The organism is Elstera cyanobacteriorum (assembly GCF_002251735.1).
GTDB classification, from domain to species: Bacteria; Pseudomonadota; Alphaproteobacteria; order Elsterales; family Elsteraceae; genus Elstera; species Elstera cyanobacteriorum.
Genome location: NZ_NOXS01000032.1, coordinates 470,984 through 490,599, shown reverse-complemented (window position 1 = coordinate 490,599; position 19,616 = coordinate 470,984). Strand labels below are relative to the sequence as shown.

At 62.0% G+C, this 19,616-nt stretch carries 21 protein-coding genes and 1 tRNA gene; 14 read left to right on the top strand and 8 right to left on the bottom strand.

The features are described 5' to 3' along the window. Nucleotides 1–118 precede the first annotated feature (118 nt). Both CHR90_RS11570 and CHR90_RS11565 read left to right on the top strand, forming a co-directional pair. A complete protein-coding gene (locus CHR90_RS11570) occupies nucleotides 119–1,330 on the top strand; it encodes an ROK family transcriptional regulator (RefSeq protein WP_094409142.1) in 1,212 nt (403 codons plus the stop codon). Then, nucleotides 1,327–2,259 (top strand): carbohydrate kinase family protein, encoded by a 933-nt coding sequence (locus tag CHR90_RS11565; protein WP_212668670.1) that lies wholly within the window; start codon nucleotides 1,327–1,329, stop codon nucleotides 2,257–2,259. The genes CHR90_RS11570 and CHR90_RS11565 overlap by 4 nt, the downstream gene beginning before the upstream one ends. Here the strand turns inward: CHR90_RS11565 and CHR90_RS11560 are convergent. Together CHR90_RS11560 and CHR90_RS11555 are read right to left on the bottom strand one after the other, a co-directional pair. Further along, nucleotides 2,256–3,083 (bottom strand): EamA family transporter, encoded by an 828-nt coding sequence (locus CHR90_RS11560; protein ID WP_094409141.1) that lies wholly within the window; start codon nucleotides 3,081–3,083, stop codon nucleotides 2,256–2,258. The two genes, CHR90_RS11565 and CHR90_RS11560, sit on opposite strands and share 4 nt — an antisense overlap. Before the next feature lie 61 nt (nucleotides 3,084–3,144). Beyond that, nucleotides 3,145–3,219 (bottom strand) — tRNA-Thr (locus tag CHR90_RS11555). A gap of 163 nt (nucleotides 3,220–3,382) precedes the next feature. On the opposite strand from CHR90_RS11555, the gene CHR90_RS19430 reads away from it, so the two are divergent. The 8 genes from CHR90_RS19430 (at nucleotide 3,383) to CHR90_RS11520 (ending at nucleotide 9,529) form a co-directional block, all read left to right on the top strand. After that, the gene (locus CHR90_RS19430; RefSeq protein WP_170941378.1) at nucleotides 3,383–3,559 is read left to right on the top strand and encodes a hypothetical protein; all 177 of its coding nucleotides are present in this window, start codon (nucleotides 3,383–3,385) and stop codon (nucleotides 3,557–3,559) included. Nucleotides 3,560–3,659: 100 nt separating this feature from the next. Continuing rightward, nucleotides 3,660–4,214, top strand: coding sequence for a dCTP deaminase (gene dcd / locus CHR90_RS11550; protein WP_094409140.1), 555 nt, complete (start codon nucleotides 3,660–3,662; stop codon nucleotides 4,212–4,214). Between the two features lie 30 nt (nucleotides 4,215–4,244). Next, nucleotides 4,245–5,534, top strand: coding sequence for a UDP-N-acetylglucosamine 1-carboxyvinyltransferase (gene murA, locus CHR90_RS11545; protein ID WP_094409139.1), 1,290 nt, complete (start codon nucleotides 4,245–4,247; stop codon nucleotides 5,532–5,534). Beyond that, entirely contained in the window at nucleotides 5,531–5,968 is a 438-nt protein-coding gene (locus tag CHR90_RS11540) for a DUF2948 family protein (protein ID WP_094409138.1), read from the top strand. Before murA ends, CHR90_RS11540 begins: the two co-directional genes overlap by 4 nt. Continuing rightward, entirely contained in the window at nucleotides 5,968–6,633 is a 666-nt protein-coding gene (gene hisG / locus CHR90_RS11535; protein WP_094409137.1) for an ATP phosphoribosyltransferase, read from the top strand. The genes CHR90_RS11540 and hisG overlap by 1 nt, the downstream gene beginning before the upstream one ends. Then, on the top strand, nucleotides 6,617–7,921 hold the full coding sequence (gene hisD / locus CHR90_RS11530; RefSeq protein ID WP_094409136.1) for a histidinol dehydrogenase: 1,305 nt from the start codon (nucleotides 6,617–6,619) through the stop codon (nucleotides 7,919–7,921). Before hisG ends, hisD begins: the two co-directional genes overlap by 17 nt. Further along, on the top strand, nucleotides 7,918–8,391 hold the full coding sequence (locus CHR90_RS11525; protein WP_094409135.1) for a UPF0262 family protein: 474 nt from the start codon (nucleotides 7,918–7,920) through the stop codon (nucleotides 8,389–8,391). Before hisD ends, CHR90_RS11525 begins: the two co-directional genes overlap by 4 nt. 208 nt (nucleotides 8,392–8,599) lie before the next feature. Then, nucleotides 8,600–9,529, top strand: coding sequence for an AEC family transporter (locus tag CHR90_RS11520; protein ID WP_094409134.1), 930 nt, complete (start codon nucleotides 8,600–8,602; stop codon nucleotides 9,527–9,529). Here the strand turns inward: CHR90_RS11520 and CHR90_RS11515 are convergent. After that, complete coding sequence (locus tag CHR90_RS11515; RefSeq protein WP_094409133.1) at nucleotides 9,504–10,319, bottom strand: alpha/beta fold hydrolase; 816 nt, start codon at nucleotides 10,317–10,319, stop codon at nucleotides 9,504–9,506. The genes CHR90_RS11520 and CHR90_RS11515 overlap by 26 nt on opposite strands. Before the next feature lie 485 nt (nucleotides 10,320–10,804). On the opposite strand from CHR90_RS11515, the gene CHR90_RS19230 reads away from it, so the two are divergent. Then, the gene (locus tag CHR90_RS19230) at nucleotides 10,805–11,836 is read left to right on the top strand and encodes a hypothetical protein (RefSeq protein WP_141210932.1); all 1,032 of its coding nucleotides are present in this window, start codon (nucleotides 10,805–10,807) and stop codon (nucleotides 11,834–11,836) included. A 92-nt stretch (nucleotides 11,837–11,928) separates the two neighbouring features. Here the strand turns inward: CHR90_RS19230 and CHR90_RS19770 are convergent, their stop codons facing one another. Further along, a complete protein-coding gene (locus tag CHR90_RS19770; RefSeq protein ID WP_267890171.1) occupies nucleotides 11,929–12,054 on the bottom strand; it encodes a hypothetical protein in 126 nt (41 codons plus the stop codon). Nucleotides 12,055–12,129: 75 nt separating this feature from the next. Here CHR90_RS19770 and CHR90_RS11510 point away from each other — a divergent pair, with 75 nt between their 5' ends. Then, entirely contained in the window at nucleotides 12,130–12,393 is a 264-nt protein-coding gene (locus CHR90_RS11510) for a type II toxin-antitoxin system ParD family antitoxin (protein ID WP_094409132.1), read from the top strand. Between the two features lie 72 nt (nucleotides 12,394–12,465). Here the strand turns inward: CHR90_RS11510 and CHR90_RS11505 are convergent, their stop codons facing one another. Then, complete coding sequence (locus tag CHR90_RS11505) at nucleotides 12,466–15,177, bottom strand: ATP-dependent DNA helicase (RefSeq protein ID WP_094409131.1); 2,712 nt, start codon at nucleotides 15,175–15,177, stop codon at nucleotides 12,466–12,468. A 210-nt stretch (nucleotides 15,178–15,387) separates the two neighbouring features. Between CHR90_RS11505 and CHR90_RS11500 the strand changes: the two genes are divergently transcribed. Next, nucleotides 15,388–16,974 carry a lysine--tRNA ligase gene (locus tag CHR90_RS11500; RefSeq protein WP_094409130.1) on the top strand — a complete coding sequence of 529 codons (1,587 nt, stop codon included), beginning with the start codon at nucleotides 15,388–15,390 and terminating at the stop codon, nucleotides 16,972–16,974. A 51-nt stretch (nucleotides 16,975–17,025) separates the two neighbouring features. On the opposite strand, the gene CHR90_RS11495 is transcribed toward CHR90_RS11500, so the two are convergent. Both CHR90_RS11495 and CHR90_RS11490 read right to left on the bottom strand, forming a co-directional pair. Further along, on the bottom strand, nucleotides 17,026–17,844 hold the full coding sequence (locus CHR90_RS11495; RefSeq protein ID WP_094409129.1) for a hypothetical protein: 819 nt from the start codon (nucleotides 17,842–17,844) through the stop codon (nucleotides 17,026–17,028). 77 nt (nucleotides 17,845–17,921) lie between these two features. After that, entirely contained in the window at nucleotides 17,922–18,770 is an 849-nt protein-coding gene (locus CHR90_RS11490) for a branched-chain amino acid aminotransferase (RefSeq protein ID WP_094409128.1), read from the bottom strand. 101 nt (nucleotides 18,771–18,871) lie between these two features. Between CHR90_RS11490 and CHR90_RS11485 the strand changes: the two genes are divergently transcribed. Continuing rightward, on the top strand, nucleotides 18,872–19,054 hold the full coding sequence (locus CHR90_RS11485; protein WP_094409127.1) for a DUF4169 family protein: 183 nt from the start codon (nucleotides 18,872–18,874) through the stop codon (nucleotides 19,052–19,054). On the opposite strand, the gene CHR90_RS11480 is transcribed toward CHR90_RS11485, so the two are convergent. Next, the gene (locus tag CHR90_RS11480; protein WP_094409126.1) at nucleotides 19,051–19,614 is read right to left on the bottom strand and encodes a TMEM165/GDT1 family protein; all 564 of its coding nucleotides are present in this window, start codon (nucleotides 19,612–19,614) and stop codon (nucleotides 19,051–19,053) included. The genes CHR90_RS11485 and CHR90_RS11480 overlap by 4 nt on opposite strands. Nucleotides 19,615–19,616: the final 2 nt, after the last annotated feature.

Here is a 19,616-nt window from a genome sequence, read left to right as displayed (position 1 = left end):
GGCTAGATAATACCCTCTTCAACCGGGCGTCAATAGATAAAGCAGATTGATTTATTTATTCGATGCGGCATTCTTGTGCGGGCCGCACCCTTGCTCTAAGACCGTGCGGGCGGGAGGAATGATGGTGCTAAACGCAAACAGCCAGGAACCGGGCGTAGATCCGGCAGGGCGCAAATCTTCGGGCGGGTTGACCCTGAACGAACGGTTGATGCTGTCGCTCGTGCGGCGTCACGGCGGGTTACCGAAGGCCGAAATCGCCCGCATGACCGGCCTATCGCCGCAAACCGCTTCGGTGACCATGCGGCGGCTGGAGGACGATCAACTGCTGGTCCGGGGCGAACGCCAGCGCGGTCGGGTCGGGCAACCGTCCACGCCCTTAGCGCTTAATCCCGATGGGGTGTTTGCCCTGGGGCTTAAGGTCGGGCGGCGCAGTGCGGAACTGCTGCTGCTGAATTTCGTCGGCACGGTTCGGCAGGTTCTGCGCGAAGCCTACGCTTGGCCGTCGCCGGAGGGGATCGCCCGCTTCGTGGCCCAGGGGGTGCCCGCCTTAACCGAGACCCTGGCGCCGGACCTACGGGGCCGGATCGCCGGGCTGGGGGTTGCCATTCCCTTCGAACTCTGGTTGTGGGGCGATATTGTTGGCGCCGATATGCAGGCCTGGCGCGACACGGACCTTGTTCATCTGCTGGCCGAGGTGCAGCCCTACCCTGTATTTGTCGAAAATGACGCGACGGCGGCCTGCGGGGCGGAACTGACCTTCGGGCAGGGGGCGGACTACCCCGACTTCATTTATTTCTTCGTCGGCTATTTTATCGGCGGGGGCGTGGTGCTGAACGGCACCGTTTATCGCGGGCGCACGGGCAACGCTGGGGCGGTCGGCTCGATGCCGGTGCGCAGCCCCACCCAAAAATGGGGCCAATTGATCAACGTCGCCTCGCTGTTCACACTCGAACAAGCCTTGAAGGCGGCGGGGGAAGACCCGTCGCGGCTATGGCGTACCCCAGACGATTGGGACGATCTCGGCAGCGTGCTCGACGCTTGGATCGCGATGGCAGCGGATAATCTGGCGCAGGCGATTGCGGCGGCCTGCTCGGTCATCGATTTTTCGGCGGCGATCCTTGATGGGGCGTTTCCCGTTGCGGTACGCGAAAGGCTGGTCGCGGCAACGCGCGCGGCGATGGGGCGGCTTGATTTGCAGGGGATCGTCGCGCCGCAGATCGTCGAAGGGACGGCGGGCAGTATGGCAAGGGCGATTGGCGGGGCCAGCCTGCCCTTGTTCGACTCGTATCTGCTTGATCCGAAAGTAACGCTGAAGGAGCCGGTTCGGTGACCATCCTGTGCTGCGGCGATGCGCTGATCGATATGGTTCCGACCGTTTCGGCGGATGGGCAGCCGTGTTTGCGCCCCTTACCGGGCGGTGCGCTCTTCAATACGGCAATTGCCCTCGGGCGGCTCGGCGCGCCGACCGCTTTTTTTGCCCCGATCTCAACCGATCCGTTTGGCGATCTGCTGCGCGCAACCCTGGCCGACAGTGGGGTGCAGACCGATCTTGCCCCGCGCACCGACCGGTTTACGGCGATGGCCTTTGTTACCCTGACCGACGGGCAGGCGCGCTATCGCTTCGTCGATCAGGGATCGGCGGGGGTCATGCTGGCGCCTGCCGATTTGCCCGCCTTGCCGCCTGCGATCACCGCCCTGCATTTTGGGGCGACCAGCTTGATGCAGGAACCTTGCGGCAGCGCCTTCGAAGCCCTGGCCCTAAGGGAAGCCGGGAAGCGGCTGATTTCCCTCGATCCCAATATTCGGCCCGCGCTGCTGGCGGAACCTGATGCCTATCGCGCGCGTCTCGCCCGGCTGATCGCCGTTACCGATATTCTAAAACTCTCCGACGAGGATTTGGCCTGGATCGGCGGGGAGGGGGTGATCGATCACTGGCTAGACGCCGGCGTTAAGCTCGTCGTCGTCACGCGCGGCGGTGCCGGGGCAGAGGCTTGGGCCGACTGCGGCCATGTTGTTGTTCCTGCGGTGCGCGTCCCGGTTGCCGATACGATTGGCGCGGGGGATACGTTTGCGGCGGGCGTTCTGGCCGGGCTGGCCGCCTGCGGACGCCTAACGCCGGACGGGATCGCCCGGTTTGAGATCGGCGATCTTCGTCGGGCGCTGAGCCTGGCCGCCCGGGCGGCGGCGGTCACCGTTTCCCGAACGGGGGCCAACCCGCCTTGGGCGCATGAGTTAGCCCCGACGGTGCCCGTCGTTTAAGTCAACCGCAGCACCGCAACCCCGCCGAGGATCGCCCCGAGCGCAAGCCAGCGGGCGCGCGGCAGCCGTTCGCCAAACAGCAAAACCGCCAGTCCGGCGGCAAACACGATGGACGTCTCCCGCAGGGCCGCGACAAGGGCAATCGGCGCCTGGCCCATCGCCCAGACGGCAATACCATAGGCGATCAGCGTGCCCGCCCCGCCACTTAGGCCGAGGGCCCAGTGGCGGCGGGCATAGTCGACGGCGCGCCGCCGATAGCGGGCGAGAGTCCAGGTTCCGAGGGCGACGCCGGTCAGCAGAAAAATCCAGAGCGTATAGGCGAGGGGAGAGCCCGTGCGGCGGACCGCCATCCCATCGACCAGCGTATAGCCCGCGATCACAAACGCGTTGAGCAGGGCCATCCCCGTTCCCGGCCCCCCGCGACGCCCACCCGCCGTGGCGATAATGCCGCCGCACAGCAGACCGACGCCCGCCCATGCCCAGCCCGGCAGCGGTTGCCCAAGACCAAAGTGTGCCACAAGGGCAACGATTAACGGCGCGGTGCCGCGCATCAGCGGATAGGCTTGGCTGAAATCGGCCCGGCGATAGGCCCCCGCCACCAAGGCATAGTAGAGAATTTGCAGGAGGGTCGAGCCCAGGATATACGGCCAAAGCGCAGTTTCTGGCAGCGGCAGGAACGGCAAGCCCCCTGCGGCCAGCCCGGCCGCCATAACCGTGACGAGGCCGGTGCTCAGCATCTTATCGCCCGCCCCCTTGATCAGCGCATTCCACCCGGCGTGAACGGCAGCGGCGACGAGAACCAGGGCGAAAACGGAAAAGCTCATACGGGAACTAAAGCCCCAAAAACAAAAAACCTCCAAGTCAGAGACTTGAAGGCCTGGAAGATGGTGCTGCCGGACAGGATTGAACTGTCGACCTCTCCCTTACCAAGGGAGTGCTCTACCACTGAGCTACGGCAGCAGCGCCGTCTTTTCCATCGTTCGGCAGGGCGCCGTTCGGTGTGGGCGGGTGTTTACCCCACAGGCTTGGGCTTGGCAAGTGCGAAAAAGCGGTCATAGTGTGCGGCAGGCCGAAGGGTTTCGCTATTTTCGTTTTCACGGCGGGTGTGGATAGTCGTTTCATCATGAGCAAGACCCCTCCCAGCATCACCCCGGAAACTTTAGCGCAGCAGCAGGCGCGGGCCGACCGGCTGGCCGCCGCCCTGCGCGATAATCTGAAGCGCCGCAAGCAGCAGAAGCGCGGGCGCGACGATGCCGCCGACGAGGCGCTTGGCCCCGATGCAACCCCGTCCAGCCCATGAAAACGGGCGGGGCAGCTTGAAAGCCCGCCCGTGCCTGGGGTAGAAGCCAAGGTCCGGGTGTTACGCCGGTACAGAATGGCTTTAAGGAGCGGCACGCAGCATGGCGATACTGTCGGATAAATGGATCCGCAAAATGGCGCTGGAAGAAGGGATGATCTCGCCCTTCGTCGAGCGGCAGTCGCGCGACGGCGTTATCTCCTACGGCCTATCGTCCTATGGGTACGATGCGCGGGTGAAGAGCGACTTTAAGATCTTCACCAACGTCGATGCCGCCGTTGTCGATCCCAAGAATTTCGACAGCAAGAGCTTCGTGGATCGGCAGACCGACGTTTGCATCATCCCGCCGAACAGCTTCGCTCTGGCGCAGACGGTAGAATATTTCAAAATCCCGCGCGATGTGCTGGTGATTTGCCTCGGCAAATCGACCTATGCCCGCTGCGGCATCATCGTCAATGTGACGCCGCTGGAGCCGGAGTGGGAGGGGGAGGTGACGATTGAAATCTCCAATACCACGCCGCTGCCCGCGAAAATTTATGCCAATGAGGGCATCTGCCAGTTTCTGTTCTTCCAGGGCAACGAGCCGTGTGAAGTTTCCTATGCCGACCGCGCGGGCAAATATATGGGCCAGCGCGGCGTAACCTTGCCGCGCCTTTAACCAGCCGTCCGTTCGAGAGAGGATAATCCGGTGGATAAGATCAGAGTTCGCGGCGGCAACGTCCTAAAGGGTACCATCGACATCAGCGGGGCGAAGAATGCCGCCCTGCCGCTGATGACGGCGGCGCTGCTGACCGATGAAACCCTGACCCTCTCCAACGTCCCGCATCTCGCCGATATCTCGACGCTGCTGGCGCTGCTCGGGCAGCACGGCGTGCAGGTCTCGATGAACGGCGCCGCCAATGGCGGCCATACCGGGCGGGTGCTGGCGCTGACGGCCAAGGAAATCACCTCTACCACCGCGCCCTACGATATTGTGCGCAAGATGCGCGCGAGCTTCCTCGTCATGGGGCCGTTGGTGGCGCGCTGCGGGATTGCCCGCGTGTCGCAACCCGGCGGCTGTGCCATCGGCGGGCGGCCCATCGATCTTCACCTAAAGGGGCTGCAAGCCCTTGGGGCCGAAATCGATCTGTCGGAAGGCTATGTCGAAGCCCGCGCGCCGAAGGGCCTGACGGGCGGGCGCTTCGTCTTTCCGGTCGTGTCGGTCGGCGCGTCGGAAAATCTCTTAATGGCGGCGGCGCTGGCCAAGGGCGAAACCGAGCTTGTGAATGTGGCGCGCGAGCCGGAAGTGGTCGATCTCGGCCACTGCCTGATCGCGATGGGCGCCAAGATCGAGGGCCTCGGCACCGATACCGTGCGCATCCAGGGCGTCGAGCGGTTGCACGCCGCCCAGCACCAGATCGTCGCCGACCGGATCGAAGCAGGCACCTATGCGATTGCGGCGGCGATCACCGGCGGCGATATTCTGCTGCGCAATGCCCATATCGAGCATCTGCCGGTCTTCGTCGATAAGCTGCGCGAAGCCGGGGTGACGGTCACGGCGGAAGCGGGCGGCATCCGCGTTGCCCGCACCTCGGCACCGCTGATCGGGGTCGATGTGATGACGGAGCCGTTTCCAGGCTTCGCCACCGATCTTCAGGCCCAGACGATGGCGCTGATGACCGTGGCGAATGGCGCGGCGATGATGACCGAAACGATCTTCGAAAACCGCTTCATGCACGTGCCAGAACTGGCGCGCATGGGGGCGAATGTCACCATTCACGGATCGTCGGCCCTGGTGCGCGGCGTCAAGCGCTTGACCGGCGCGCCGGTGATGGCGACCGATCTGCGCGCCTCCGTCAGTCTCGTGCTGGCCGGGTTAGCGGCGGAGGGGGAAACCACCGTCCACCGCGTCTATCATCTGGATCGCGGATATGAGCGGCTTGAGGAAAAGCTGGCGGCCTGCGGCGCCGATGTGGCGCGGGTGCGGGAGGACGCATGAGCGCGCCGGGCCTGAAATTACGGGCCGCCGACGCGGCGGATCTCGAGATTCTCAGTGCCTGTCTGCAAGACGCGCTGTTGCCCGTCGCCGATTTGCATTTCGATGCCGGGGCGGGCGAATTCCTGGCAGTCGCCAATCGCTTTCGCTGGGAAGCCCCAGACGCGCGGGAGCGGGTACATATGGCCCTGCGCATCCGCCACGTCACGGGGGTGCAGCGCAAGGGCTTTGATCTGACCGAACGCGGGCGTTTTCTGTCGGCGCTGACGCTCACCCACACCCCTGGCGGGCCGCTGGTGCTGCTATGCGCCGGGCAGCCGGAAGCGGCAATCCGCTTTACCATTTCCAGCCTTGATATTCTGGCCGAAGATTTTGGCGCCCCCTGGCCCTGCGCCTCGGTGCCAACCCATGCCGATAGCGGCAAAGGAGCCGTTTGATGGATAGCCGCCCCCTCGTGCTCGCGCTGCCGAAAGGCCGCATTCTCGACGAGGTTATGCCGGTCTTGGCCCGCATCGGGATCGAGCCGGAGCCGGAGTTTTTGCGCGATTCGTCCCGCAAGCTGCGCTTCGAGACCAATATTCCGGGGCTTCAGATCATCCGCGTGCGCAGCTTCGATGTTGCCACCTTCGTGGCGTTCGGCGCGGCGGAACTGGGGGTTGCGGGGTCGGATGTGCTGATGGAGTTTAACTACTCCGAGCTTTATTCGCCGCTCGATCTCGGGATCGGTCGCTGCCATATTTCGGTTGCCGAACCAGCCGCCCTGGTCGAAGCCGACGAGCCGCAGCAGTGGAGCCATGTGCGGGTTGCGACGAAATATCCCGAAATCACCAAGGCTTATTTCGCCAAGCGCGGCGTGCAGGCCGAATGCGTGAAACTCAACGGCGCCTTGGAACTCGCCCCCACTCTGGGGTTGTGCGAGCGTATTGTCGACCTCGTTTCCACGGGGGCTACCCTGCGCGCCAATGGGCTTGTGGAAGTGGCGCGGATTGCGGATGTTTCTTCTCGGTTGATCGTTAACCGCACGGCGCTGAAAACCCGGTCGGACGAGTTAACCGCTTGGATTGATCGTTTTGCGGAGGTAACCCGTGCCCGTGCGGCTTGACGCCCGTAGCCCCGATTTCGAAAGCCGCTTTACCGCGCTGCTGAACGATAAGCGCGAAACTTCGGACGATGTGTCGAAGGCGGTGGCGGCGATCATTGCGGATGTGCAGGCGCGCGGCGATGCGGCGGTGGTTGACTATACCAACCGCTTCGATCGGGTAACGGCGCCAAGCCTTGCCGCGCTGAAGGTCACGGAAGCCGATATTAACGCCGCAGAAGCGGCCTGCGCGCCGGACCTGCTGGCCGCGCTGGATATTGCGGCCCAGCGCATCGCCGATTTCCACGCTCGGCAAGCGCCCAGCGATATCGCCTATACCGATGCGGCCGGGGTCGATCTCGGCCTGCGTTGGCGCCCGGTCGAGGCGGCGGGCCTTTATGTGCCGGGCGGGCTCGCCTCCTATCCCTCCTCGGTGCTGATGAACGCGCTGCCCGCCAAAGTGGCGGGGGTGGCGCGGATCGTTATGGTCGTGCCCGCGCCCGATGGCGTGCTGAACCCTTCGGTTCTGGCGGCGGCCAAGCGCGCGGGCGTCACGGAGATCTATAAGATCGGCGGGGCGCAGGCGGTAGCGGCGCTGGCTTATGGCACCGAGACGATTGCGCCGGTCGATAAAATCGTCGGCCCCGGCAATGCCTATGTGGCGGCGGCGAAGCGCGCTGTTTTCGGCCAAGTCGGTATCGATAGTATCGCCGGTCCGTCGGAAATTCTGGTGGTCGCCGACAGTAAGACCGATCCCGATTGGATCGCGGTTGATCTCTTAAGCCAGGCGGAACACGACAGCAGCGCCCAGTCCATCCTGATTGCCGACGATGCCGATTATGCCGATGCGGTGGCGCGGGCGGTGGATATTCGCCTGCAAAGCCTGCCTCGGTCGGAGATTGCGGCCGCAAGCTGGCGCGACAATGGTGCGATCATCCTGGTCGAAAGCTTCGACGCGGCCTTGCCGATTATCGACCGCATCGCCGCCGAACATTTGGAACTGGCGATGGATGATCCCCAGGCGCTGGCGGCGAAAATCCGCAATGCCGGGGCGATCTTCCTGGGGCGCTATACGCCGGAAGCGATGGGCGATTATATCGCCGGGCCGAACCATGTGCTGCCAACGGCGCGCAGCGCGCGCTTCTCCTCCGGTCTCGGCGTGTTGGATTTCATGAAGCGCACCACCTTGGTTGGCTGTAGCCCGGCATCGCTGGCGGCGCTCGGCCCGTCGGTGCTGACCTTGGCGGCGGCGGAGGGGCTGGACGCCCACGGGTTGTCGGTCGCCGTGCGGATACCGGAGCAAACCCGATGAGCGCGCCGGACAATCGCCTTGTCGATGTGAAGCTCGACGAGAAATCGGTTGTCCGCCGCAACCAGACGGTCGAACACGAGCGCGCGATTGCCATGTTCGACCTGATGGAAGAAAATAGCTTCGAGCTGGTCGGCCATCCCGGCCCCTATCATTTGCGCCTCGGCATCGAAGACAATCGCCTGATCCTCGATATTCGCACCCCGGCGGAAGACCCGCTTGAGCGGGTGCAACTGCCGCTCGCGGCCTTTCGCTCGGTAGTGCGCGATTATTTCCATATCTGCGACACCTATTACACCGCGATCAAAACCCAAAGCCTTGCCCAGATCGAAGCCATCGATATGGGCCGCCGGGGCCTGCACAATGAAGGGTCCGAAATGCTGCGCGAGCGGCTGGAGGATAAAATCCGCCTCGACCTGTCGACCGCCCGCCGCCTGTTCACGCTGATTTGCGTGCTGCATATCCGGGGGTAGGGCGTGGGGGGCGGCGCGTCGGTCAGGGGCTTTGCCCCCAACACCCCCAACCAAGGAGCTTGCTCCTTGGTAATCCTATTTTCCTTTTCAGAGATCATTCTCGAATCTCTGAACAGGCTTCTTTTCATTATGAGATTGCGTTCCCCAAGGGCGCTGCCCTTGGGCGGGGTTTCAGGGGCGGCGCCCCTGACCTGTTGAGTCCCCCTCGATGCAAGCTATTCTGAACGTCGCGCTGCCGGTCTTCGGTCTGATCCTAGCGGGATTTTTGGCGGCGCGGTTCAAGCTGCTGGGCGGCAGTTCCACCGAGGCGCTGAATAAATTCGTCTATTACTTCGCCCTGCCCGCGATGCTGTTTCTGGTGATGTTCCGCGCGCCGCTGGAGCGGGTGGTGGACCGGGAGTTTCTGATTGCCTTCTGTGTGCCACTGGCCGTGGTGTTTGTTCTAACGGTGGTGTGGGGGCGCGCGGTGTGGCGATTGCGGTTGGCCGATATTTCGGTGCAAAGCCTATCGTCCTGCTACGGCAATGTCGGCTATATGGGCGTGCCGCTGGTGCAATTGGCCTATGGGCCGGAGGCGCTACCCTATGCGATTGCCGCGACGATCCTCACCGGCTCCATCATGTTTGGCGCCGGGATTATGGGGGTGGAGGCCGATTTGCGCTCCGGCCAAGGCGCGCTGAAGACCTTCGCCGGGGTGCTGGCGACCGTCGCCCGCAATCCGTTGATCCTGGCCCCGGCGGCGGGCGCGGCCTGGGCGCTCTCGGGTGTGCCGCTGTTCACGCCGCTGAAGACGTTTGCGGAATTGATGGGCGCCTCGGCCAGCCCTTGCGCGCTGTTTGCCCTGGGCATGTTTCTGGCGGCGCAGCCCCTGCGGGGGGAGCTTGCGGCGGTCTGCTGGCTGACCGTGCTTAAACTCGCCGTCGCCCCGGTTGCGACCTTCGTTGTGCTGGTGGCGCTGGGGGAGGAAGGCAGCCTGGTCGGCAAAACCGCCCTGCTACTTAACGCCCTGCCGACCGGCGCGGGGGCCTTCGTGCTGGCGCAGAAATATGACCGGCTGGTGGCGCAAACTTCCGCGACGATCTTGATTTCGACGGTGCTGTCGGTGCTGACGGTCAGTGCGTTGTTGGCGGTGGGGTAGGCGGCAGGTAGGGCGCCAGCGCCTCCAGCATCAGGCCGGGATCGGTCAAATGCGGCAAATGGCCGGTCGTTTCGATAATCCGCAGATCGCTGCCGGGAATATGGGCGTGCAAATAGGTCGCTACCGCCTGCGGAACGGCAGGATCGTCGCGGGTTTGCAAAATGGCGGTCGAAACCGGGCATTCCGGTAGGTCGGCGCGAAAATCGATGGAAAAGATCAGCTTCGCCGTCAGCAGCGCGATGTCCGGGCGCATAGACAGCAGGCTTTCGGTGAATTCCTGTGTGGCGGGATGATCCATCGCGCGCTTTAAGGCGATGGGCGCATAGGATTTCGCCCAGGTTTGGAAGACCGTATCGATGGCATCGAGCAACTGCCCAACGCCGGACGGGTCCATCCCGCCGCCATAGCCGGGGGCGTTCAGATAACGCGGCGAGGCGCCGATCATAATCAGCCGATCAAACCGCTGCGGCACCCGCCGGGCCGCCAGCAGGCCAATCATGCCGCTGAGTGAATGGCCGACATAGGTGCAGTGCTGCACCTTCTGTTCGGTCAGTACATGCAGCAGGTCCTCGATATAGCCATCGAGCGTGCCATGCCGTCGAATATCGAAAAAATCCGCCGCGCTGCTGCCCGCACAAGGCAAATCGAACAGCAGCACCCGATAGCGCGCCGCCAGGGCGGGCAGCATCCGGCTCCACACCGATTGATTGGTGCCAAACCCGTGGGCCAGCACAAGAATATCATCCCCCGTGCCGAGCATGCGCGCATTCAGCGCCTGACTAACCGACATGACCCGCTCTCCCTCCCCAAGGGTGACCGATGGTCTGGCATTAGGCCTTGCGTGTAGGGAAATATGCTACTTTAGGGTGTATGGGGACGCAAGGGAGTAGTGCGGTATGCTTTTCCATAAGGTAGTGGGGGGCTTTGTTGATACAGAACAGCAATGAGCGGGTAGGCCGAACAGGGTAACGTTTCTTGTTCCTATGGCGCTTGCAATTGGGTGCAATTTGCGTATTGTAATGGATATTATCGTTATGTTGTGTGCCTTTCGGGGGCGGATTTATGTGTTTTTCTAAATTTTTCATTAAGTCAATGTTTTTTGACTCTGTAGTGTTTGCGCTTTTTATCAGAAACTCTTTCTCTTTATTGTTTTTCGTATTGGGAATTTGGGGTGGGTCGATCAGTGCTCAGAATATAGATGGAGTGTCATTTATACCTAATAAAGATAATCTTACTTCGGTGCGAACACAGGTAGTTAAAGTCTTCGAGACGAGTATGATTTCGTGCGGCGATGGATATTTTTGGGGATTAGGAAAAGTTAAATCAGAGACTGGCGAGTCCCTCTTTCAATACGGAAAATTTGACTCGCAGAATAAAGAGTTAAAAAAAATCGCGGCAAAATTAGCTCCTATTAGCGGACCTATGGGAAATTTAGATGAGGCAAGTATTTTTTGTGATTCAGTAAAATATAATGAGAAAATTCTCGTCGTTCTGAGGGATGGAAAATACAAAAATGGTTCTTGGGTTGTCTTTGATGGAATTATTTATCCAGTAAGTGGCGATATTCATTTTGTTAATGAAAGTCGTATTGTTGTGTATTGTAATAATGAATTGTGTCAAGATTCAGTAAAGTTTTTAAATAAATCTTTGGGCGTAGAAATTGAATCTAGAAAAATTCATAGATATGTAGAGAATGTATACCATTCAATCGGTGATGATTTTTTGGTTTATAAAATATTTAAGAATTATGATCCATTGGAAGGTCATCTTTATGCTGATGGGTTTCTAGTAGAAAATGATGTGTATTGTTCTTTAAAAAGGGATATGATGGATCTTGGGAAAATAGAGACAAGAGTAAATATTTGCTCTTCTCTGGTTCAGAAATATTTATTTGACTCAATGATTTATTATGAAAATGATAATTTATATATATTTCCATTTCATGGTGAAAGTAGTTATGCTGAGTATTATGTCTGTGCAAGTCTGAATTCATGCCAAGGGTACATATTTCCTCAAGAAGCAAGCTTGCAGCACGAAAGTCATTGGTTTAGTGAGGGAAAAATAACCACTTTCGGCGGGTTCACTACACGCTACTATGATGGATATGGACCAGATAGTGTTTTCTGCGTATCAGCGCAGGGAAAGCCTCGTGCTTGCTTGTCCAGAAATAATAATCAAGTAGATGGCGATCAAGAGGAGGATCGTTTGGAATTATTTTACGAAGGTGGAAAGTATTATTTTTACAAGTATCGGGCTGAGTATGGTATTCAAAGTTTTTATATTGAAGAGATTTTGGATTCTTTCTGATTCTGGGTCATTAGATTTGATCTAGCCAGGTCCAGGAGCCGCCCGGCTCCTGGCGGGGTTCGGGGCGGCGCCCCGAGAGACGAGCGCCACGCTCACCGGCCTCCCAAAAATCCCCCCACCTCGCGCACGGCTTCCGCCAGCCCGACTCGGCGCACTTCTACCCCCGGCGGGAAGGCGAAGCGAAAATCCGACGGCATCGGCTCCAGCGGCACGAACACGCCGGTATCGTCAGCCTTATCTTCTTTGAGTTATGTACCAAATTTTGGTATTCTCTCCTCTCGGAGGAGCGCGCCATGTCCAAGAACACCTCGGTCAGCCTGGGCGATCATTTCGCCGGTTTTATCGAAACCCAAATCGCCGAGGGGCGCTATGGCAGCGCGTCGGAAGTGATTCGTGCGGGGTTGCGGTTGTTGGAGGAGCGGGAGGCCAAGCTCGCCGCCTTAAGGGCCGCGCTGGCCGAGGGGGAGGCGAGTGGTTCGCCCGTCGAACTTGATTTCGAGGCGTTTCTGGCCGCACGACGCCGTGACGGTGCATCGGTAGGCCCACGCTCGCTCTAACTCAGCCAGGTCCAGGAGCCGCTCGGCTCCTGGCGGGGTTCGGGGCAGCGCCCCGAGACGCGAGCGCCACGCTCACCGGCCCCCCAAAAATCCCCCCACCTCTCTTACCGCTTCCGCCAGCCCGACGCGGCGCACCTCCACCCCTGGCGGGAAGGCGGAGCGGAAGTCCGACGGCATTGGTTCCAGCAGCACGAAAACGCCGGTATCGTCGGCGCGGCGGATGAGGCGGCCGAAGGCTTGTTTGAGTTTTAAGCGCACGAGGCGCCGGTCCCAATTCCAGCCGCCGAAGGCATCGCGCCGGGCTTTATGCAGGATGTCCGGGCGCGGCCAGGGGATGCGGTCGAAGACGATGAGGCGCAGGGAGCGGCCCGGCACGTCCACCCCGTCGCGCACCGCGTCGGTGCCGAGCAGGCAGGCGTTTTCTTCGGCGCGGAAGATGTCGATCAGGCTGGCGGTTTCCATGCCGTCGATATGCTGGGCGAGCAGGGGGATGTCGGCGTCTTCGAGGGCGTCGGCGATGCGGGCGTGGACGGCGCGCAGGCGCGAGATGGCGGTGAAGAGGCCGAGGGCGCCGCCGCCCGCCGCCAGGAAGAGGGCGCGATAGGCGGACGCCACTTGATCGATCTCGTCGCGCCGCACGTCCGTCACCACCAGCACGCGGGTTTGCGCGGCGTAATCGTAGGGGGAGGGCAGTTGCGCCCGCGTCGCGGCAACGTCGAGCCAGGGCAGGCCGAGGCGGCGTTCGGCAGCCTTCCAATCGGCGTCCGGGTCGCCGGTCGCGTCGGTCAGAGTGGCGGAGGTGACGACGATGCCGTGCGCCCCCTCCGCAACGGTGCGGGCGAAGGGCTTGCTGGGGTCGCGCCAATGGCGGTGCATGCCAACGTCGGTATCCTGCCCATCCTGGCGGTCGATGCCGAACCAATCGACGAATTCGGCGGAAGGTTCCTCCCGCAGCGCTTCCAGCATCGAAATCCAGCCCGCGACGGGCAGGATCAAGCGGCGGTCGAGGGTGCGGATGGCGGCTTCGCAGCGCAGGCGCACGTCCGACTCCATCTCCCCGGCCTCGTCCACCAGCCGGTCGGCGAGGCGTTTTTTGAGGGTCAAGCCGGGTTCGCGCAGGGCGATCAGGGCGCTGCGGGCGTCGTCGGCTAGGGGGAGCAGATCGTCGTTGGCCGGGTTGGCCTCCGCCTCTAGGGAATAGCCGTAATCCTTCTCCGTCTGCCGGGCCAGCACTTGGCGGCGCAGGGCGGCGAGGAAGGTTTCGATGGGGCCGTGCGGCGCCTCGTCCATCAGCCGGTTCTGCCAGCCGTCGCCGGGCAGGGCGTGGGCGGCGCGCAGCAGTTGGGCGAGGGTGTTCAGCATCCCCTCGTCGGTCAGCAGTTCTTCGATGCGGCGGCGCAAGCCGCGCGCCCGGCTGCGGGCCGATCCTTCCGCCCCCAGCAGCCAGCGGCGCATTTCCTGGCCTTCGAAGCCGGAGAGATGGGCGGAAAAGGCGCTATCTGCCGCGTCGAACAGATGGTGCCCCTCGTCGAAAATCAGGCGGCTGGGAACCGCGCCGTCATCGCCGCCGCCTAAAGCCGATTGCACCATCACCAGCGCGTGATTGGCGACGACGATTTCCGCCCGCTTGGCCCGCCGGACGGAGCGTTCGACGAAGCAGCGGTTGAAATGGTGGCAGGCGGCGAAAATGCACTCGCCACGCCGGTCGGCGAGGCCCAGGGTGCGGGCGCGGCCCAGCAGTTCCGGCAACCAGCCGGGGAAATCGCCGCCCGTTAGGTCGCCGTCGCGGGTGGCCAGCACCCAGCGCGCCATCAGCCCAACACCCACGGCCTCGGCGGGGCGGGTGGAGGCGATTTGGGTATTTTCTTCGAGGTTCAGTAGGCAGAGGTAATTTTCCCGCCCCTTACGGACCACGGCTTTCAGCGCTTTATCCACCGGATCGGGGTAAAGCCTATCAAGCTCCTGATCGATCTGGTGCTGCAAGTTGCGGGTATAGGTGGAAACCCAGACCGTGCCGCTATTCTTGCGCGCCCACACGCTGGCGGGGGCGAGGTAGCCCAGGGTTTTGCCGACGCCGGTGCCCGCTTCGGCCAGCACGATATTCGGTTGGCCCTCGGTCTGGCGGGGGGCGAAGGCGAGGGCGGTTGCCGAGGCGTAATCGGCCTGACTGGGGCGGCTTTCCGCCGATCCGCCGAGCAGGGAAGCCAGTTGCCAGCGCGCTTCCTGGGCATGGACCGGCTGCTGACCGGGCGGGCCATCGGCGGGTTGATCGGGGATTTCCGGCAAGGCCCGCCAAACCGCCAGCCCGCGCCGCCCCGGCGTAACGCTCGCCAGCGCCCGTTCGGCTGCCCGCCCCCAAGACCAGCCGCCCGCCGCCATCGGTTGCAGGATCGCCAGGGTTTCCGGGTCGCGGGCGTCGGCCAGTTCCGCAAGCAGCAGGCTGGCGGCATCGCGCAGGATCAAGGCTTCCGCCATCAAATCCTTCGGCGCGGGCAGGTCGAGCGCTTGGGCCAACCCGCGCGGCGTCGGGACGCAAAACTGCGCCGGGCGCACGAAAGCGAAGAGTTCCAATAGGTCGTAGCCCCAGAACCCCGGGATCTCCAGCCGTTTGCCCAGCGCCGGGGCGTGACAGAGGTAGGGCGGATCGTCGGGCGTCAGCAGTTTGGCGATCTGGGGCAGCGGCCCGTCCTCTATCTCGCCATCCGCCGTTATTAGCACGGCCCGGCGCAGGCCCACCGCCAGCAGCGGGGCATCGGGAAGCAGCAGGGCGGGGGCAGCGGTCATTGCACAGGCAGAACTTTTATCGAACTCGCCCGACCCTAGCCGCGCGCGGGCGGCGGTGCAATGCTTTCCGCCAATCCCCCTCGCCCCCTTGGGGAGAGGGCGGGGTGAGGGGCCGACCGCCACTGCGGTTGACCTTGCGCCCGCAACCCGCTAGCACAGCAGACCGGCCCGCGTGGGGCCGGGTTTTCCGGTTAACAACGAGTATCTGCTATGTCCTTGCCCCGCGAGATCGCCCTGAATGCCAAAGCCTGGCCGTTCGAGGAAGCGCGCAAACTGCTGGCGCGCTATGGGGCAAGCAAACCGAAAAAAGGCTATGTGCTGTTCGAAACCGGCTATGGACCCTCGGGCCTGCCGCATATCGGCACCTTCGGCGAAGTGGTGCGCACCAGCATGGTCCGCCGCGCCTTCGAACAGCTTTCCGATATTCCGACGCAGCTTTTCTGCTTTTCGGACGATATGGACGGCCTGCGCAAAGTGCCGGACAATGTGCCGAACCGCGAGCTTTTGGCCCAATATATCGGCAAGCCCTTAACCCAGGTGCCCGACCCGTTCGGCACGCACCCGAGCTTCGGCGAGCATAACAACGCCCGCCTGCAAGCCTTTCTGGATGGGTTCGGCTTTAGTTACGCGTTTAAGTCGGCGACCCAGATGTATAAGTCGGGCGCTTTCGACGAGACCCTGTTGAAAATGCTGCGTCATTACGATGACGTGATGAAGATCATCCTGCCGACTCTGGGGGCCGAACGTCAGGCTACCTATAGTCCCTTCCTGCCGATCTGCCCGCGCACCGGCATCGTGCTGCAAGTGCCGATGGTGGCGCGGGACGAGGCGGCGGGCACCGTCACCTACCGCGACCCGGAAACCGAAACGCTGGTGGAAGTGCCCGTTACCGGCGGTCACTGCAAAATGCAGTGGAAGGCCGATTGGGCGATGCGCTGGACGGGCCTTGAGGTCGATTACGAAATGGCCGGGAAGGATCTGATTTCCTCGGTCGAACTCGCGGGTAAGATCGTCAAAGCCCTCGGCGCGACGCCGCCGGAGGGCTTTAACTATGAATTGTTCCTAGATCAAAACGGCGAGAAAATCTCTAAATCCAAGGGCAACGGCCTGTCGGTCGAAGATTGGCTGACCTATGCGCCGGACGAAAGCTTGGCCCTGTTCATGTATCAGCAGCCGCGCCGGGCCAAGCGCCTTTATTTCGATGCCATTCCGAAGGCGGTCGATGAATATCTGACCTATCTCGATAAGGTCGCCAGCGAACCCGCCGAAAAGCAGGCGGAAAACCCGGCGTGGCACATCCACGGCGGGCAGCCCCCGGCGGGCAAGGTGCCGCTCAGCTTCGCCATTCTGCTGAACCTCGCCTCGGTCGTTGGCGCGAATGACGCGGCGGTGCTCTGGGGTTTCATCAGCCGCTATGCCCCCGGCACGACGCCGGAAAATAATCCCCTGCTGGCGAAGCTGGTGCAATACGCCGGGGTCTATTACCGCGACTTTGTGGCCCCGACGAAGAAGTTCCGCGAACCGACCGATCTCGAGCGCACGGCGCTGACCGAACTAGCCGAGGGGCTGAAGGCCCTGCCCGCCGAGGCGGATGCGGAAGCTTTCCAAAACGTCGTCTATGAGATCGGCAAGCGCCACCCGTTCCCCGAACTGCGTGATTGGTTCAAGAGCATTTACGAGGTGCTGCTGGGCCAGCCTCAGGGGCCGCGCATGGGGTCGTTTATCGCCCTCTATGGGCGGGACAATAGCGTTGCCCTGATCGACAAGGCGCTGGCCGGGGATTTGTTGGCGCTTTAACCGAGAGTGGTAAGAAAGGGTCGGGGGCATGAAGCCCCCGGCCCTGTTTATTTATTTCATCCGGTTTTCCGGGAACATATCCTTCATGCCATCGGTATCGCCCGGGGTTGGGGCAAGGGCGGCATCATAGTTGTTGACCGGCAGATAGGGCCGGTCGCGCATCCGGTTGATCGCCGGTGCGCTGCGGCGGTGATTGGGGATATCAACCCAGACCGGGCGCGTTGCTTGGGCCGCATCGGGGGTGTAATCCCCCAAGAAAACCCATTCATCCTGGCCGCCAATCCCATTGCCGCCGCGCACAATCGCCCATCTGGGAGAATTGCGCCGCTTGCAGGCGGTCATAATCACTTCGGCCCAACCGTGATTCTTGCGCATATCCGGGGAGTGGTGGGGGATCGCCTCGGCCACTTCGCTATCGAAAATACCTTCGAGCTGGCCGGGCGTAAACTGTAGGTCGGAAATATAGGTAATCCCAATCATACGGCAGAATTCGGCGTCCGCCGAGGCGCGGTCGATGCCGGGCAGCGGAATTTCCGGGCTATAGTCGCCATCGATCCACATCACCACCGAATGGATGCGCTTCGGACCGGTGCCGTAGCGCCACTCGAATTCGGCAAGCCCCAGCTTATAGGCGCCCTTCGGCTGGTTAAGCAGATGGTCGCCCATCAGCTTCATCGCCGTAATATCGGCAGGCGGGGCGATTTCGGCGACATAACCGACGCCGGTATTCACCCCGGCGACTGCGAACACCCCAGCGGTCGCGAGCGGCAGGGCGGGGTTTTCGCGGCGTCCCGTCGTGGGGGCTGCGTGCGCCGCGTCGCAGAGCAGCGCCGCCGAGAGCAGAAGGGAGGTAACAATCGCCTTGGACATCGGAACTTCCCCGGTCTTAGAAGGACAACACCGGGGAAGTTTATAGCGAGCCGCGTAATTTTCCTAATTACGTCCGCTTAATCCAGCGGCTGGGTTTTGGCGAAGTCGAAATACAGCTCCCGCGCTTTCCAGAACAGCGGGCCGGGTTGCAGGTCGCGGGCTTCGTAGCGGTTGATATGTTGGACCTTAGCGTAATTGCCGGTGGAGATGATTTCATCGGCCTCTGCCACCTCTTGCGGGCGGATGGCGCGTTCCACCACCGTTACCCCGGCGCCGCGCATCAGGGAGATCACCCGTTGGCGGGTAATGCCGTTCAGCAGGCTGCCGCTGGGGATCGGCGTGTGCAGTTCGCCGTTAAAGCCCAGGAAAAGGTTAGAGCCGGTGAATTCCGCCACATTGCCCATCAGGTCGCACATAACGGCATTTTCGAACCCGCGCGCCATTGCCTCGCGCAGCGCCAGGGTGGCCTGTGGATAGAGGCAGGCGGCTTTCGCGGCGGTCGGGGCTTGCTCCGGCGACGGGCGGCGGTGCTGCGACAGGGTGGCGGAGAAGCCTTTATCCCCCGGCGGCAGCGGAATTTCCTGGATCACGAGGGCGAAGCGGGTCGATTCGGGCTTCAGCACCATCAACCCATCTTCGATCCAGAACATCGGGCGGATGTAAAGTTCCGCCCCGCTTGGAAAGCGGCGGATACCGTCTTTCGCAAGATCGAGAATCTCGCCTGCCGTAACCGGCGGTTCCATCGCCATCGCTTTGGCCGAGCGGATCGCGCGCTGACAGTGCAGGTCAAGATCGGGAATCAGCCCACCGAAGGCGCGTGCGCCGTCGAAAACCGTATGCGCCAGCCAGCCTGCCTGGGTGCTGGCCCCCATCAGCGGCGTATTTCCTTCCGACCAAGTGCCGTCGAGATAGGTGATTGTGCGCATGATATGGGCAAACTCCCTTGCGGTGGAAACATTCTGCTCACAAGCTAATCATTCATTGCCGAGAAAGGGAACCCCACACGGCGGATAGCAGGAGCGCAAGGATGAGTGCCGAGATTATTAATCTGCGCCGCGTCAAAAAAGCAAAAGCGCGCGCTGCCGACGCCAAAACGGCGGACGCGAACCGCATCGCCTTTGGGCGGAGTAAAGCGGAAAAACAGCAAAGCGAGGCCGTCCAGCGGCTGGAAACCCGCAAGCTGGACGGCCATAAATTGCCCGAGGATTAACCCCAGATCGGCAACATCGCTGCGCCCATAATGGCGAACAGCAACGCCGACAGTCGGCGGGTGAGGGTTAGTGGCAGTCGGGCGCTGATGTTCTTGCCGATCAACACGATCGGCGCGTTGACCAGCATCATGCCGAGGATCGACCCAGCCATAACGGCGGCGAAGGGCGCGTAGCTGGTCGCCATCAGCATTGTTGCAATCTGCGTCTTATCGCCGATTTCCAGCAGGAAGAACCCGACCAGCGCCGCCGCGAAGGGGCCGAAGCGCGACGGTTTATCTTCGTCATCGTCCAGCTTATCGGGCAGCAGCATCCAGGCGCCAAGGGCGATACAGGCAATGCCAGTGCCCATGCGCAGCCAATACAGCGGCAGGTGATCGGCCACCTCGACCGCCAGCCAGCCGGCGGCGACATGGTTCAGCACGGTCGCAAGGAAAATTCCGGCGATAATCCGCCACGGCGCGTGATAGCGCAGCGCCAGTAGCAGCGCGAACAACTGGGTCTTATCGCCCAGTTCGGACAGGGCGACGGCGCCTGTCGAGATAAAGAATGTTGAAAACATAG